At 68.6% G+C, this 12850-nt stretch carries 15 protein-coding genes; 7 read left to right on the forward strand and 8 right to left on the reverse strand.

What is annotated here, in order from left to right; genetic code table 11:
* Window positions 1-12 precede the first annotated feature (12 nt).
* A complete protein-coding gene (locus ACWPXK_RS15895; RefSeq protein WP_454196879.1) occupies window positions 13-885 on the reverse strand; it encodes a DUF3710 domain-containing protein in 873 nt (290 codons plus the stop codon).
* 5 nt (window positions 886-890) lie between these two features.
* Window positions 891-1391: a dUTP diphosphatase gene (dut, locus tag ACWPXK_RS15900; protein ID WP_454196880.1), complete on the reverse strand. Its 501-nt coding sequence runs from the start codon at window positions 1389-1391 to the stop codon at window positions 891-893.
* 79 nt (window positions 1392-1470) lie between these two features.
* On the opposite strand from dut, the gene ACWPXK_RS15905 reads away from it, so the two are divergent.
* Entirely contained in the window at window positions 1471-1956 is a 486-nt protein-coding gene (locus ACWPXK_RS15905) for a DUF3093 domain-containing protein (protein ID WP_454197055.1), read from the forward strand.
* Window positions 1957-1979: 23 nt separating this feature from the next.
* Here ACWPXK_RS15905 and ACWPXK_RS15910 read toward each other — a convergent pair whose 3' ends face one another.
* Window positions 1980-2282: a DUF4193 domain-containing protein gene (locus ACWPXK_RS15910; RefSeq protein WP_039799153.1), complete on the reverse strand. Its 303-nt coding sequence runs from the start codon at window positions 2280-2282 to the stop codon at window positions 1980-1982.
* Window positions 2283-2658: 376 nt separating this feature from the next.
* Here ACWPXK_RS15910 and cei point away from each other — a divergent pair, with 376 nt between their 5' ends.
* Window positions 2659-3336, forward strand: a complete 678-nt coding sequence (gene cei / locus ACWPXK_RS15915) for an envelope integrity protein Cei (RefSeq protein WP_454196881.1) — start codon at window positions 2659-2661, stop codon at window positions 3334-3336.
* Here cei and ACWPXK_RS15920 read toward each other — a convergent pair whose 3' ends face one another.
* Complete coding sequence (locus ACWPXK_RS15920) at window positions 3337-4269, reverse strand: inositol monophosphatase family protein (protein WP_454196882.1); 933 nt, start codon at window positions 4267-4269, stop codon at window positions 3337-3339.
* A gap of 171 nt (window positions 4270-4440) precedes the next feature.
* On the opposite strand from ACWPXK_RS15920, the gene ppgK reads away from it, so the two are divergent.
* Window positions 4441-5199 carry a polyphosphate--glucose phosphotransferase gene (gene ppgK, locus ACWPXK_RS15925; protein WP_454196883.1) on the forward strand — a complete coding sequence of 253 codons (759 nt, stop codon included), beginning with the start codon at window positions 4441-4443 and terminating at the stop codon, window positions 5197-5199.
* Between the two features lie 193 nt (window positions 5200-5392).
* Window positions 5393-6769 (forward strand): RNA polymerase sigma factor, encoded by a 1377-nt coding sequence (locus ACWPXK_RS15930; RefSeq protein WP_454196884.1) that lies wholly within the window; start codon window positions 5393-5395, stop codon window positions 6767-6769.
* A 667-nt stretch (window positions 6770-7436) separates the two neighbouring features.
* Here ACWPXK_RS15930 and ACWPXK_RS15935 read toward each other — a convergent pair.
* Together ACWPXK_RS15935 and ACWPXK_RS15940 are read right to left on the reverse strand one after the other, a co-directional pair.
* Entirely contained in the window at window positions 7437-8621 is a 1185-nt protein-coding gene (locus tag ACWPXK_RS15935; RefSeq protein ID WP_454196885.1) for a cation:proton antiporter, read from the reverse strand.
* Window positions 8622-8625: 4 nt separating this feature from the next.
* Window positions 8626-9108: a cation:proton antiporter regulatory subunit gene (locus tag ACWPXK_RS15940; RefSeq protein ID WP_364330501.1), complete on the reverse strand. Its 483-nt coding sequence runs from the start codon at window positions 9106-9108 to the stop codon at window positions 8626-8628.
* Window positions 9109-9220: 112 nt separating this feature from the next.
* Between ACWPXK_RS15940 and ACWPXK_RS15945 the strand changes: the two genes are divergently transcribed.
* Together ACWPXK_RS15945 and ACWPXK_RS15950 are read left to right on the forward strand one after the other, a co-directional pair.
* On the forward strand, window positions 9221-10396 hold the full coding sequence (locus ACWPXK_RS15945; protein ID WP_454196886.1) for a sensor histidine kinase: 1176 nt from the start codon (window positions 9221-9223) through the stop codon (window positions 10394-10396).
* On the forward strand, window positions 10393-11040 hold the full coding sequence (locus ACWPXK_RS15950) for a response regulator (RefSeq protein ID WP_454196887.1): 648 nt from the start codon (window positions 10393-10395) through the stop codon (window positions 11038-11040). Before ACWPXK_RS15945 ends, ACWPXK_RS15950 begins: the two co-directional genes overlap by 4 nt.
* On the opposite strand, the gene ACWPXK_RS15955 is transcribed toward ACWPXK_RS15950, so the two are convergent.
* Window positions 11041-11400 carry a DUF952 domain-containing protein gene (locus ACWPXK_RS15955; RefSeq protein WP_454196888.1) on the reverse strand — a complete coding sequence of 120 codons (360 nt, stop codon included), beginning with the start codon at window positions 11398-11400 and terminating at the stop codon, window positions 11041-11043.
* A 276-nt stretch (window positions 11401-11676) separates the two neighbouring features.
* Between ACWPXK_RS15955 and ACWPXK_RS15960 the strand changes: the two genes are divergently transcribed.
* Window positions 11677-11871 carry a DUF7455 domain-containing protein gene (locus ACWPXK_RS15960; protein WP_364330489.1) on the forward strand — a complete coding sequence of 65 codons (195 nt, stop codon included), beginning with the start codon at window positions 11677-11679 and terminating at the stop codon, window positions 11869-11871.
* 107 nt (window positions 11872-11978) lie between these two features.
* Here the strand turns inward: ACWPXK_RS15960 and ACWPXK_RS15965 are convergent, their stop codons facing one another.
* A complete protein-coding gene (locus ACWPXK_RS15965) occupies window positions 11979-12734 on the reverse strand; it encodes a TetR/AcrR family transcriptional regulator (protein ID WP_454196889.1) in 756 nt (251 codons plus the stop codon).
* Window positions 12735-12850 lie beyond the last annotated feature (116 nt).

The following is a 12850-nucleotide window of genomic DNA, read 5'->3' on the forward strand; positions in this document are numbered from 1 at the left end:
GGTCCGGCCTGCTCAGTTCAGGCCGAGCTGCTGCATAGCCGACCCGTCCGCACCGCGGCGCGGCCCCTCCGGGATCCGCGGCGGCAGCACCGGTTGTGCCCCGGTCTGCGCCGCGGCCGCTTGCGCGGCCATCTGCTGCTGCTGAGCTTGCACCTGCTGCTGATGCGCCGCGGCCAGTTGCTCGGCCAGTTCCTGTGGCAATACCACCGGCAGCGGCTCACGCACCGGCAGCGGGTCCTCGCCGCGCCGCACCACCGTATCGCTGAGGATGGCGCGCGCCGCCTTGACCAGCGGGCTGCCGTCGTTCGCCGCACCGGAAGGGCCCGCGGCGACCAGGCGCACCATCCAGCGGTAGCCGTCAACACCGATGAAGCGCAGGTCGGCGCCCTCGGTGAGCGCCAGCAGCTCCCGGCCCCACGGCCCGTTCTCCACCGAGACCCTGGCGCCGTCCTTGCGGAGCGAGTCGGCGAGATCCGCGGCGACCAGACGCCATTGGCCCGACGTCTTGGGCGCGGCATACGCCGCGACGGTGATCCGGCCGTGCTCGGTGGCCAGGTGCACCGCCTGCGGCTGGCCTTCCGGAGTCATCTCGACCTGCAACTGGCCGCCCGGCGGGACCGGCAGCAGCACCGACCCGAGGTCGAGCCGCTGCTCGGACCCATCCTCCAGCAGTTCGGCGACCTCGTCGTAGTCGTACGGGCCGGGCCGGCCCCCCAGTGTGTCGGCGTTGAAGTCCACGCCTTCGTACGACCGCTCGTCGGTGGGGGCGTCGTCATAGAACTCGTCGTCGTAGTCGGACTCGTAGTCCGCGTCGGCGTAGTCGCCCGTCTCGTCGTACCGATCGTCCGCGTACCGGTCCGACGACTTCTTTCGCTTTCCGAACATTCGCGTCATACCTCCTCGGCGGTCGCCCGGCCCGCCCCGTTCGTGCGCGCGCTCAGGCTCGCGTGACCGCCGCTGGAGCCGTAGCCACCCGCCCCACGGGTCGTCTCGTCGAGCGAGTCGACCTCCATGAAATCCACCAGCTCCACTCGCTGCACCAGCAACTGCGCAATCCGGTCGCCGCGGCGCAAGGTGATCGGCGTGCGGGGGTCGTGGTTGATCAGGCACACCTTGATCTCACCCCGATATCCGGCGTCGACCGTGCCGGGGGTGTTCACCACCGAGAGCCCGGCCTTGGCCGCCAGACCCGAGCGCGGATGGATCAGCCCGACCGTGCCGACCGGCAGCGCGACGGCGACGCCGGTGCCGACCAGCACCCGCTCCCCCGGCTCCAGGATGACGTCCTGCGTGGTGCACAGATCCACGCCCGCGTCGCCCGCATGGGCACGCGTGGGCACGGGGATGCCGGGGTCCAGCCGCAGCAAGGGTATGGGTGAAAGTGCGCTCACGTTGGACGAGCCTACGCGTAGCCTGTTTGCCCTCGTGACTTAGTGTTGACTCGTGTCGGACCAGCCCAATCCCGTGACCATGGACGAGAAAAAGCAGCCCGCGCTCGGCTACCGCGAGCGCCTGTGGGTGCCGCTGTGGTGGTGGCCGGCAGCGTTCGCCATCACGGGATTGCTCGCCGCGGAGATCCATATGGGCGCGCCGGGACTGCGTGCCTGGCTGCCTTACGTACTGCTGTTCCCGGTCCCGGTCTGGGTGCTGCTGTGGCTGAGCCGCCACCGCGTCGAGGTGGCGCCCGACGCGACCGGCACACCGGAGCTGCGCGCCGACCGCGCACATCTACCGGTGAATTTCGTGGCCCGCGCGGCCACCGTCGCCCCCACCGCGAAGAGTGCGGCGCTGGGCCGCCAGCTCGACCCTGCCGCCTATGTCCAGCATCGCCCCTGGGTAGGGCCGATGGTCTTGCTCGTGCTCGACGACCCGGACGACCCGACGCCGTACTGGCTGGTCAGTACGCGACGGCCCGAACGGGTCCTTGCCGCGCTCGGTCTTCCGAGCGCGGGCTGACACATTGTCCGATCTCGTCGAGATCAGGCGGCGCAGTCCATGCAGATCATCTGGCCGCCCTTCTCGCTGGCCAACCTGCTCCGGTGATGGACAAGGAAACAGCTGGAACAGGTGAACTCGTCGGCCTGCTTCGGGATCACCCGAACCGTCAGCACTTCCTCGGACAGGTCGGCGCCGGGAAGCTCGAACGACTCCGCGGTATCGGATTCGTCGATATCCACGACGGCGGACTGTGCCTCGTTACGACGAGCCTTCAGCTCCTCCAGCGAATCCTCCGACACATCGTCGGATTCGGTGCGCCTCGGTGCGTCATAGTCGGTTGCCATGTCGTCTTCCCCTCGTCCTAACTCCGTGTATCCCGGACCGGTCCGTTCACACCCGATTCCTGCCGGAATCGGTGCGACCCACACCGCCCCGCCGGTGGTGCACGTCACACGTACACCGGTCTCCTATCAGGGCGGATCGCACCGATCCACTCTCGATAGCGCTGGGTAAACGCAGGACATGCCCTTCTTGTTCCCGCGACCGACCACCGGTTTCAGCACTGGTGATTCGATCTGGGCCGCCAGACAATAGCGGACCGCGGAGCAAAAGTCGCAATCAAAACCCAGCCGAGTCGAAACTGAGGGGCAATCGACACCGACGGTGGAACGCACCGAGACCTTGCACGGCGCCCGGGACACATTTTCGTAGAGTGTGTTGGTGGTTTCACTGATCACCGAAGGCACCGCGACGGATTCGTACGGTCGGCCGTTCCTTCGGCGCCGCCCCCAGCCCTGGCTCATCATGCTCGGCGTTCTCGCATTGATCTGCGGGATCGTCTGGATCAAGGCACTCACTACGCACGACGCCGACCACACGGCGATGGCCTGCAACTCACCCAGTCCCGCCACCGATCCCGGTGCGCCGCAACCGATTCCGCTCGGCCAGCGGGTCGGCGCCGGGCGGCTGCAGGATGTGGAACCCGCCCCGCTGGCGGCCAGCAAGGTGCGCGTGCTGAACGCGAACAACCAGCGCGGCCAAGCCGCCCACGTGGCCGCTCAGCTCGGCGATCTCGGCTTCGCGAGCGCGCCGGGGACGCAGTACGGCAACGATTCGGTATACGTCAACGGCGATCTGGAGTGCACGGGCCAGATCCGCTTCGGTGTGAGCGGGCGCCCGGCCGCCGCCGCGGTGCAGTTGGTCGCGCCGTGCGCCGAGCTGATCGAGGATCAGCGCGGCGACGACACCGTCGATCTGGTGCTCGGTTCGCTGTTCCGGGACATCCGGCCCAGCAATGACGCCGAGGAGGTGCTGCGTTCGCTGAAGAATCCGGCACCGGGCAACTCCACGGCGATCGATATCGAGTTGCTCGACGCCGCTCGGCAGGCCCGCTGCTGATCAGCGATCGGGAATCGGCTCGGTAGCGCCGACCCGGGCCAGCAGCGCCCCGAGTTCGTCGGCGATGCCGGGCGCGGCGGCCACCACCAGGTCGCCGTCGGTACCCGGGGACGTGGCGGGCGGAAGGGTCAGCCGCGCGCCCGCCTCGGCGGCGATCAGCGCGCCCGCACCCCAGTCCCAGGCGTTGAGGCCGTGCTCGTAGTACGCGTCCACCCGGCCGGCGGCGACGTGGCACAGATCCAGCGCCGCCGCGCCGAAGCGGCGGATGTCGCGCACGTGCGGCAGCACCTGCGCGATCAGCTCGGCCTGCCGGGTCCTGCGCCGGCTGCCGTAGGCGAATCCGGTCGCCACCAAGGACATCGCAACCGATTCGACGGACGTGCAGCGCAGATGCTCCACCACGCCGTCGGCGCCGACGCGCAGCGCGCCGAGCCCGAGCCCGGCGCTGTAGGTGGCCGCTCGCGCGACGTCGACCACGGCGCCCGCGACCGGTCGGCCACCGCGCAGCGCGGCCACCGAGACGGCGTAGCCGGGGATGCCGTAGAGAAAGTTGACCGTACCGTCGATCGGATCCACGACCCAGTGGACGGTGTCGGCGCTCGCGTCGTCGATACTGCCGCCGCCCTCCTCGCCGAGGATCGGATCGCCGGGGCGCTGTTCGGCGAGCAGTCTTCGGATCAGCTCTTCGGTTTCGGTGTCCACGATGGTCACCGGGTCGGTCGCGTGGCTCTTGGCCTGCACGGCGCCTTCGGCGTGCGCGCCCGCGGGCCCGAACACCTCGGGACGGCGGGCGCGGACATGCGCGGCGGCGGTTTCCGCGAGGTCGACCGCGACGCGGCGCAGATCGGCCTCGTCGCCGCGCGCGACGATCGAGACGAGGGAGTCGGGGGTGTAGTCGGACACTGACGATGAGGTTTCCGGCACGCCTTCCATCGCATCACAGATCCTCGTCGAACGCCCAGCCCCGATGTCGCATTACTCTTGTCGTGCACGACACAGCGCCGTCGTCGGGCATCCCATCGCATCGCCCCGTCATGGCGTGGTGGGCCCGGGTGCGGCGACGCTGTCACCACACCGGCCAGCACAGGGAACGAGGGGTTAGTCATGTCCGCTCGGGGGCACGCATTCGGTATCGATATCGGCGGTAGCGGCGTCAAAGGCGCAGCGGTGGATCTGGCCACCGGCGAGTTGGTCCATGAGCGAATCAAGATCACTACACCGCATCCGGCGACACCGTTTGCCGTGGCCGAGGCGGTGGCCGAGCTGGTCGCCAAGGCCCAGTGGAACGGGCCGGTCGGCCTCACTCTGCCAGCGGTGGTGATCGGCGGCGTGGCGCGCACCGCGGCCAATATCGACAAGGCCTGGATCGGCACCGACGCGCGGGCGTTGTTCTCCGCCGCTCTCGGCGGCCGTCCGGTCACGGTACTCAACGACGCGGATGCGGCGGGCATGGCCGAGGACCACTATGGCGCGGCGCGGAATTTCGCCGGGCTGGTCGTGCTGCTGACTTTCGGCACCGGCATCGGCTCCGCGCTGCTCTACCACGGGACGCTGGTGCCCAACACCGAACTCGGCCACGTGGAGATCGGCGGCAGGGAGAGCGAGCACCGCGCGGCGGCCTCGGTCAAGGAGCGCGACGGTCTGAGCTACGCGGAGTGGGCCGCCGAAGTCAGCATCGTGCTGACCACCCTGGAGAATCTCTTCTTCCCGGTCGTGTTCGTCGCGGGCGGAGGCATCAGCAGGGACGCCGAGCAATGGATCCCGTTGCTCACCAACCGGACACCGGTCATTCCCGCGCGTCTGCGGAACACCGCGGGCATAGTCGGCGCGGCGATGGCGATTGCCGGAGGTATCGCCCCCTGAGGCGCGCGGGCGCGGCGGGGATGCCGTTCCTGGCATCGTGCCGTAGGTACCCTGGTTAGATCGTTACAATGGAACGTGCCCGGCTGAGCCGGAGAAACCCCGACCGGCCCTCCGCCGGTGAAACCCGACAGATCGCTCCGCCGGAAAACTACTCTGGCGTGACGCCGCACGAGACCGTCACGAAAGGGCGTACGTGGTAGCCACGAATACCCGTCAGACCGCCGAATCGGCCGATGCCGACTCCGCAGATGTAACCGCAGCACGGCCGGTCCGTAAGGCTGCCGCGAAGAAGGCTCCGGCGAAGAAGGCCGCCGCCAAGAAGGCGCCTGCCAAGAAGGCCGCCAAGGCGACCAAGGCTCCGGCGAAGAAGGCCACCACCAAGAAGGCGGGACCGGACGGCGAGCCCGGCGCCGAGGAAGCCATCGAGGAGGAGTCGCTCGACCTCGAGGATCTCGGCGATCTGGAGGTCTCCGACGAAGACCTCGCCGACGGTGACGAGCTGGTCGAGGTCGCCGACGACGCCGAGACCGAGGAAGCCGAGGGCGAGGCCGACGAGCCGACCGCCGCGGAGAAGGCCTCCGGCGATTTCGTCTGGGACGAGGAGGAATCCGAGGCGCTGCGGCAAGCCCGCAAGGACGCCGAGCTCACCGCCTCGGCCGACTCGGTGCGCGCCTACCTCAAGCAGATCGGCAAGGTCGCGCTGCTCAACGCCGAGGAAGAGGTCGAGCTCGCCAAGCGGATCGAGGCCGGTCTCTACGCGGCGGAGAAGGTGCGCGAGTTCGCCGAGCAGGGCGAAAAGCTGCCGGTCGCGATGCGGCGCGACTACAACTGGATCGTCCGCGACGGCAACCGGGCCAAGAACCACCTGCTCGAGGCCAACCTGCGCCTGGTCGTGTCGCTGGCCAAGCGCTACACCGGCCGCGGTATGGCGTTCCTGGACCTGATCCAGGAGGGCAACCTGGGTCTGATCCGCGCGGTGGAGAAGTTCGACTACACCAAGGGCTACAAGTTCTCCACGTACGCCACCTGGTGGATCCGGCAGGCCATCACTCGCGCCATGGCCGACCAGGCCCGTACCATCCGCATCCCGGTGCACATGGTCGAGGTCATCAACAAGCTCGGCCGCATCCAGCGCGAGCTGCTCCAGGACCTCGGCCGCGAGCCGACGCCGGAGGAGCTGGCCAAGGAAATGGACATCACGCCGGAGAAGGTGCTGGAGATCCAGCAGTACGCGCGTGAGCCCATCTCGCTGGACCAGACCATCGGCGACGAGGGCGACAGCCAGCTCGGCGACTTCATCGAGGACTCCGAGGCCGTCGTCGCGGTGGACGCGGTGAGTTTCACGCTGCTGCAGGACCAGCTGCAATCCGTGCTGGAGACCCTGTCGGAGCGCGAGGCGGGCGTCGTCCGGCTGCGCTTCGGCCTCACCGACGGCCAGCCGCGCACCCTCGACGAGATCGGCCAGGTCTACGGGGTCACCCGCGAGCGCATCCGCCAGATCGAGTCGAAGACCATGAGCAAGCTGCGCCACCCCAGCCGCTCCCAGGTGCTCCGCGACTACCTGGACTAGATCGCTTCGTCTCGACGCCCGCATTCGTTGTGCCGCTCGATGTTCCAGCGGCACCGCGAATGCGGGCGTCGCGTTTCTGGATACCGCTTTCCGGTCTCGCCCGTCGTGAACGCGTACCGGCTCCGTCACTGAGGGCCGCCGACCTCATTGCCTCGACGCTTCAGTTGCCCGGCGCCGGATATCGGGCAGTCTTGCTGCCGTCCCGGGGTGACCCTGCTACGCGAGCGCAAGTCAACGGCTACCGTCGAGATCTACAGCGACGGCATCGGTCCTTCCTTCGCTGGTGCGAGCAGACCGCAACCGAGCCGATACTTCCCCCGACATGACGACGGGCACCGATAACGCGACCTCAGCGCGTGCACGGTGCCCGGTTCTGCCGCGGGGGCCGCTATCAGCTGAGGCCGAAGCCGATTCCGAATGTCAGTGCGAGCCACCTGAGAAATAGCCCGAGACCAAGATCGAGCATCGATCTCATCTCCTTCCAAGATCGAATCTGTGGATCCCGACCCGTTATTGATTTTATCGCTGGTCAGAGCATCTGTACCGCATCGAAATCGATGCTGATCTTGCCAGCGACCGGAATCGGGCGTTATGGCGGTCAGCGGCCCGCAAACTCGTTCCGGCGCAGGAGCAAATGTGCAGCAACAACGAGGCCGCGCGGGCTGAATCAGGAGATCGCGGGCTCGGGACGCGCGCGGCGTTGCAGCAGCCCCACCATCGGCTCGACCACTCGCGCCGCGATCGGGCCGAGCACGGCCATCAGGAGCACGTAGGTCGACGCGAGCGCGGTGAGCTGGCCGTCCATCGCACCCGCGCTCACCGCCAATCCCGCGATGACGATCGAGAATTCACCTCGCGCCACCAGCGCGGCGCCCGCCCTGGCCCGGCCCATCCGACGGATGCCCTGCCTGGCCGCGGCCCACCAGCCGGTGGCGATCTTCGTCGCCACCGTGACCGCCGCCAGCACGATCGCCCAGCCCAGCACCGGCGGAATCGACCGCGGGTCGGTGTTGAGTCCGAAGGCTACGAAGAAGATCGCCGCGAACAGGTCGCGCAGCGGTTCGAGCAGTTTCGCCGCCGCGGCCGCGGTCGAACCGGAGATCGCGATGCCGAGCAGGAATGCCCCCACCGCCGCTGACACGCTCAGCGCCGAGGAGATGCCCGCCACCAGCAACGCCCCGCCGAGCAAGGTCAGCAGGAACACCTCGCGGTCGGCACTGTCCACGATCGCCGAAACGTGGCGGCCGTAGCGCAGCGCCACGATGAGAACCAGCGTGATCGTCAGCAGCGCCAGCCCGAGCGCGCGCATACCGCTGACCCAGCTCAACCCGGCCAGGACCGTGGTGAGGATCGGCAGGTACACCGCCATCGCCAGATCCTCGAACACCAGGATGGACAGGATCACCGGGGTCTCGCGGTTGCCGAGCCGGCCGAGATCGTCGAGGACCTTCGCCACGATGCCCGAGGAGGAGATGTAGGTGACGCCCGCCAGCGTGATCGCGCCGGGGACGCCCCAGCCCAGCAGCAGGGCCACCACCGCGCCCGGTGTCGCGTTGACCACGATGTCGACGACTCCGGCCGCCCAGGAGCGGCGCAACCCGGTCACCAGTTCCGTCGCCGTGTACTCCAGGCCGAGCAGCAACAGCAGCAGCACCACGCCGATCTCTCCGGCGATGTGGCCGAATTCGTGGGCCGACTCGAGTTTCACGACACCGCCCTGCCCGAAGACCAGTCCGCCGATCAGGTACAGCGGGATCGGTGACATGCCGAAGCGTCCGGCAACACGACCCAGCATGCCGAGGGCGAACAGAACCGCTCCGAGCTCGATCAGGGCGAGCGCGGTGTCTGTCACGTGCTCAGCCGTGCGTCAAAATCTTCGCGGCGGCATCGAGACCCTCCGGGGTGCCGACGACCACGAGCAGGTCGCCCGCGGTGAAGGTGAAATCGGGACCGGGCGAGGGATGCAGCTGTCCCGCCCGCATGACCGCGACGATGGAGACCTTGGTGCGGGTGCGCATCTGGGTCTCGCCGAGGGCGCGCCCGTCGTAGGGCGACTCATCGCCGATCGGTAGCTGACGGGTGGTGATCCCGGGCAGGTCGCGGTGATCGTCGTTGAGCTTGGCGACCAGCTGTGGCGCGCCGAGCAGATTGGCCAGCACCGCCGCCTCGTCGGTGCTCAGCGGGATCTGCGCGGCACAGGCATCCGGATCCTCGAGCTTGGAGACGATCAGGTCGATATCACCGTCGCGGTGGGCTACCACGCCGATTCGGCGACCGGAGCGCACTTCGAAGTCCTTGCGGACACCGATGCCGGGTAGTGCGGTGACGTCGACGTTCACGCCCTCCAGATTAGCCGGATGTCCGCGCCGATGAACCGTTCCGTCATCACTTCGACCGATGGCGCGTCGCGTGCCCTGTGCTGTGATGGAGGGCGTGCGGCGGTGGTCGGAGATGCCCGAGGGAACGCGGGACGCGCTCGGCGCGGTGATCGTGTTCGCCGGCGGCACCGCGCTGCATCTCACCGGGCTGTCCACGATGACCGAGCGCGGCACACAGCTGCCGCTGTGGGTGCGGCTCGGCGTGCTGCTGGCGGTGTGCCTGGCGACGTTCTTCCGCCGCCGGAATCCGATGGCAGCCATGCTCGGTGGATCGGTTCCCTTGGCGGTGGACACCTGGCTCGGCGCGACGCTGCCGGTGTGGCTCGTCTACGGCGACCTGATCTATTCGGCCGTGCTCTACGCCGGGCGCCGGGCGTCGCGGATCACGACGCTGTGCTGGTCGGTGTTCTCCGCCGTGATCGTGGTGCTCACGCTGGTGCTGACCGCCGACCCGCACGCGGTCGCGGTGGCGCTGGTGGCGGTGTTCGGTTTCGTGGCGACGCCGATCTGGTGGGCGAACTCGGTGCGCACGCACAAAGAGATCGCGGCGGCCGAGCGCACGCGCGCGCAGGCGTTGACCCTGGTCGCCGACCTCGACCGGCGCGCGGCCATCGCCGACGAGCGCACCACGATGGCACGCGACCTGCACGACGTGATCGCCGGTCATCTGTCGGCCATCGCGATCCACTCCGAGGCGGCGCTGCGGATGCTTGCCCGCAGCGACGACGACCCCGCGGTCGCCGGAATCATGCGGTCCATCCGTTCCAACAGTGTCGGCGCGCTGCAGGAGATGCGCACGATGATCGGGTTGCTGCACAGCGACGGTGATGCCGAGGAGGTAGGCGCGCCCCGCAGGCTGGCCCAGCTGTCGATCCTCGTGGACGCGGCACGGGCGGCGGGGATCTCGGTGCGGGTGCACGAAGCGCTCGACGGCGCGGCGCTGCCGAGCGCCGTCGACCAGGCCGCCTACCGGATCGTTCAGGAGGCATTGACCAATGCCATGAAACACGCACCGGGACAGGAGGTCTCGATCGACGTGCGCGCCGAGGACGAAGTGTTGAGCGTAACGATCCGCAACCCGACGGTCTCGGTGCGGCCGCACCATGCGGCCGCGCAAGCCGGGCACCGCGGACTGGTGAACATGCGCGAGCGTGCCGCCGCGCTCGGCGGAAGTTTCCGCGCCGGAATGGATTCCGGCTGCTGGGAAGTGCTGACCCGGCTGCCCTTCGGCTCCGCGAGCGCGTCATGACGATTCGGGTGGTGATCGCCGACGACCACGCGGCGATCCGCGCGGGACTGCGGATGATCCTGGACGTCGAGGACGACATCGAGGTGGTCGGCGAGGCCGCCGACGGTGATATCGCGATCGCGCAGGCCAAAGCGCTGCGGCCGCAGGTGGTGCTGATGGACGTGCGGATGCCCGGGATGGACGGGATCACCGCGACCGAGCGGATCACCGCCGTCGGTTCGGCCCGGGTACTCATCCTGACCACGTTCGACCTGGACGAGTACGTCTTTCGCGCGCTGCGCGCCGGTGCGTCGGGGTTCGTGCTGAAATCCGCGTCGGGACACTCGCTGGTCGAGGCGGTACGCGCGGTCGCCGCAGGTGACGGCGTGCTGGCCCCGGAAGTGACGAAGGCGGTGATCTCGGCGTTCGCCGCGTCCGATCACGCTGCGGCGCACTCGGTTCCGGCTGGGCTGGACGAGCTCACCGAGCGGGAACGCGAAGTGCTCGACTGCCTCGGCGACGGCCTGTCCAACGCACAGATCGCGGCCGGGCTGTTCATCGGCGAGACAACGGTCAAGACACACGTCTCTCGGGTGCTGATGAAACTCGGTGTGCGATCACGGGTTCAGGCCGCGATCCTCGCCCGCGAGATCCGCGGCCGGTGATCACCTGACGAGGGGGGCGAATGTCCCGCCCGCATCGGGCAGGTACTTCTCCACCGCGGTGACCGCCGCCACCGGCAGCGGCCCGTACAGATGAGGGAAGAGCATCGACTCCGGATCGGTCGGCACACCGGGCTCCCATTCGATCGGCGAGCCCACACGGCCCGGGTCGATGCGCAGCAGCACCAGATCGCGCCGTCCCGCGAACAACCGGTTCGCGGGCAGGTGCACCTGCCCCGGCGCCGAGAGGTGGATGAATCCCGCCTCACCGAGCGAGGGCGCGCGGTACTCCCCTGTTTGCCGGGCGGAAAGCCACTCACCCAAAGTGCATAGGTGAACCAGCGTGTGAGTGTCGTAGGTCACGGGTAATCTCCGGGTGGACAACTGGATCGGCCGATCGAGGATGTGATGGAGTGCACTTCGACAACCTGACCTGTGGCGTTCGCCCTTAGCGAAATCCCTGGTCGTGTTATCGAAAACACACTGAATCATTCGCGGGAACAAAGTCCCCCGTCCCGAACGTCTGACAGAGTAGTCATACCCCTGCTGGGAAGTAGCGGTAGCGAGCTCGTGGTGAGTGACCACGGGCCCCACACCAGGTGAACGGTCGTCGGGACCGGGAGCCAGGACGGAGGAGTCATGCCAGGAACCCTGACAAGCACCCCACTGACCGCGGTCGATCGTTGCGACCGCTGCGGGGCGGCGGCCAAAGTGCGTGCCGTACTTCCCGCAGGTGGAGAGTTGCTCTTCTGCCAGCACCACGCGAACGAACACATGGATCGGCTGCGTGAGCTGGACGCCGTGATCGACACGGAGTCCGCTCCCGCGCTCTGATTCGCTCCTCGCGTCCTGACACAACAGCATCGGACAACAGAACACCGTCAACCACCGGCAGCGGGCGACCCACAGGTCGCCCGCTGTCGGCATGCTCGGCGGCCGGGTCAGGGCGCCGACACCGCACCGAGAATGCCGTCCAGCAGCCTGGCCAGCCCGTAGTCGAACGCACCGTCCGGGTCGGCGGGCGCCTGGTACAAGTCGCCCACCGCCGCGCCGACCCGCGATGCCAGCGGGAACTCACTCGACGGCATGACCTCGGTGAGCAGCGGGCCGTGCACCTCCCACCAGCGTGTGTCGCTCATCCTGCGCGTCTCGCGGGCGGCGGCGACCGCCATGCGCGCGTTTCCGGTCGCGAACTCCGACAGCACGGCGATCACCCGATCCATCGCCACGTCCGGTAGGCCGATTCCGTCGATCGCGGCGAGCTGCCGTTCGTAGCGGCGCATCCGTCCCGGACCGAGTACCAGGCGCCACGGGGGTACCTCGAGCAGCCAGGGGTGTGCGACCACTTCCGCCCGAACTTGGCGGGCCACCGTCGCCATGCGCTCGCGCGGGGGAAGGTCACCCGGAATGGGTGTGTCCTCCTCCGCCACCGCGTCGACCATGAGTATCGTCAGCGCCTCTTTGCTGGGCACGTACGTGTACAGGCTCATCGGGCGTAGCCCCAGCTCCGCCGCGACCGCGCGAATGGAGACCTTCTCGTAGCCCTCCCGGTCCGCGAGTGCGACCGCTGCCGCGACTACCGCGTCGACGCTGACGGTCTGCTTCGGGCCGCGTCCCGCGGGACGCGCGGGAAGCTCATGCCGCCACAGCAGGCTCATCACCTGTTTCGCCTGTTCGACAGAGATTTCCTCGCTCATGACCGCTCCTGGTGGACGCTCGGCTGCTCGCTCACGACTGCGCCTCGCTGACGCTCGGCTCCGTCGTGCGCGAGGGCGCGCTGCGTTGTCGGTTCACTCGCTGACGCTCCCTCACG

This window comes from Nocardia sp. Marseille-Q1738, assembly GCF_965283145.1.

Excerpts from the sequence above, each read along its gene's own strand:
- ACWPXK_RS15965 (WP_454196889.1), bottom strand. The coding sequence starts at position 12,734 with ATGAGCGAGGAAATCTCTGTCGAACAGGCGAAACAGGTGATGAGCCTG.
- ACWPXK_RS15945 (WP_454196886.1), top strand. The coding sequence starts at position 9,221 with ATGCCCGAGGGAACGCGGGACGCGCTCGGCGCGGTGATCGTGTTCGCC.
- ACWPXK_RS15905 (WP_454197055.1), top strand. The coding sequence starts at position 1,471 with ATGGACGAGAAAAAGCAGCCCGCGCTCGGCTACCGCGAGCGCCTGTGG.
- ppgK (WP_454196883.1), top strand. The coding sequence starts at position 4,441 with ATGTCCGCTCGGGGGCACGCATTCGGTATCGATATCGGCGGTAGCGGC.
- ACWPXK_RS15960 (WP_364330489.1), top strand. The coding sequence starts at position 11,677 with ATGCCAGGAACCCTGACAAGCACCCCACTGACCGCGGTCGATCGTTGC.
- ACWPXK_RS15910 (WP_039799153.1), bottom strand. The coding sequence starts at position 2,282 with ATGGCAACCGACTATGACGCACCGAGGCGCACCGAATCCGACGATGTG.
- ACWPXK_RS15950 (WP_454196887.1), top strand. The coding sequence starts at position 10,393 with ATGACGATTCGGGTGGTGATCGCCGACGACCACGCGGCGATCCGCGCG.
- ACWPXK_RS15895 (WP_454196879.1), bottom strand. The coding sequence starts at position 885 with ATGTTCGGAAAGCGAAAGAAGTCGTCGGACCGGTACGCGGACGATCGG.
- ACWPXK_RS15920 (WP_454196882.1), bottom strand. The coding sequence starts at position 4,269 with ATGGAAGGCGTGCCGGAAACCTCATCGTCAGTGTCCGACTACACCCCC.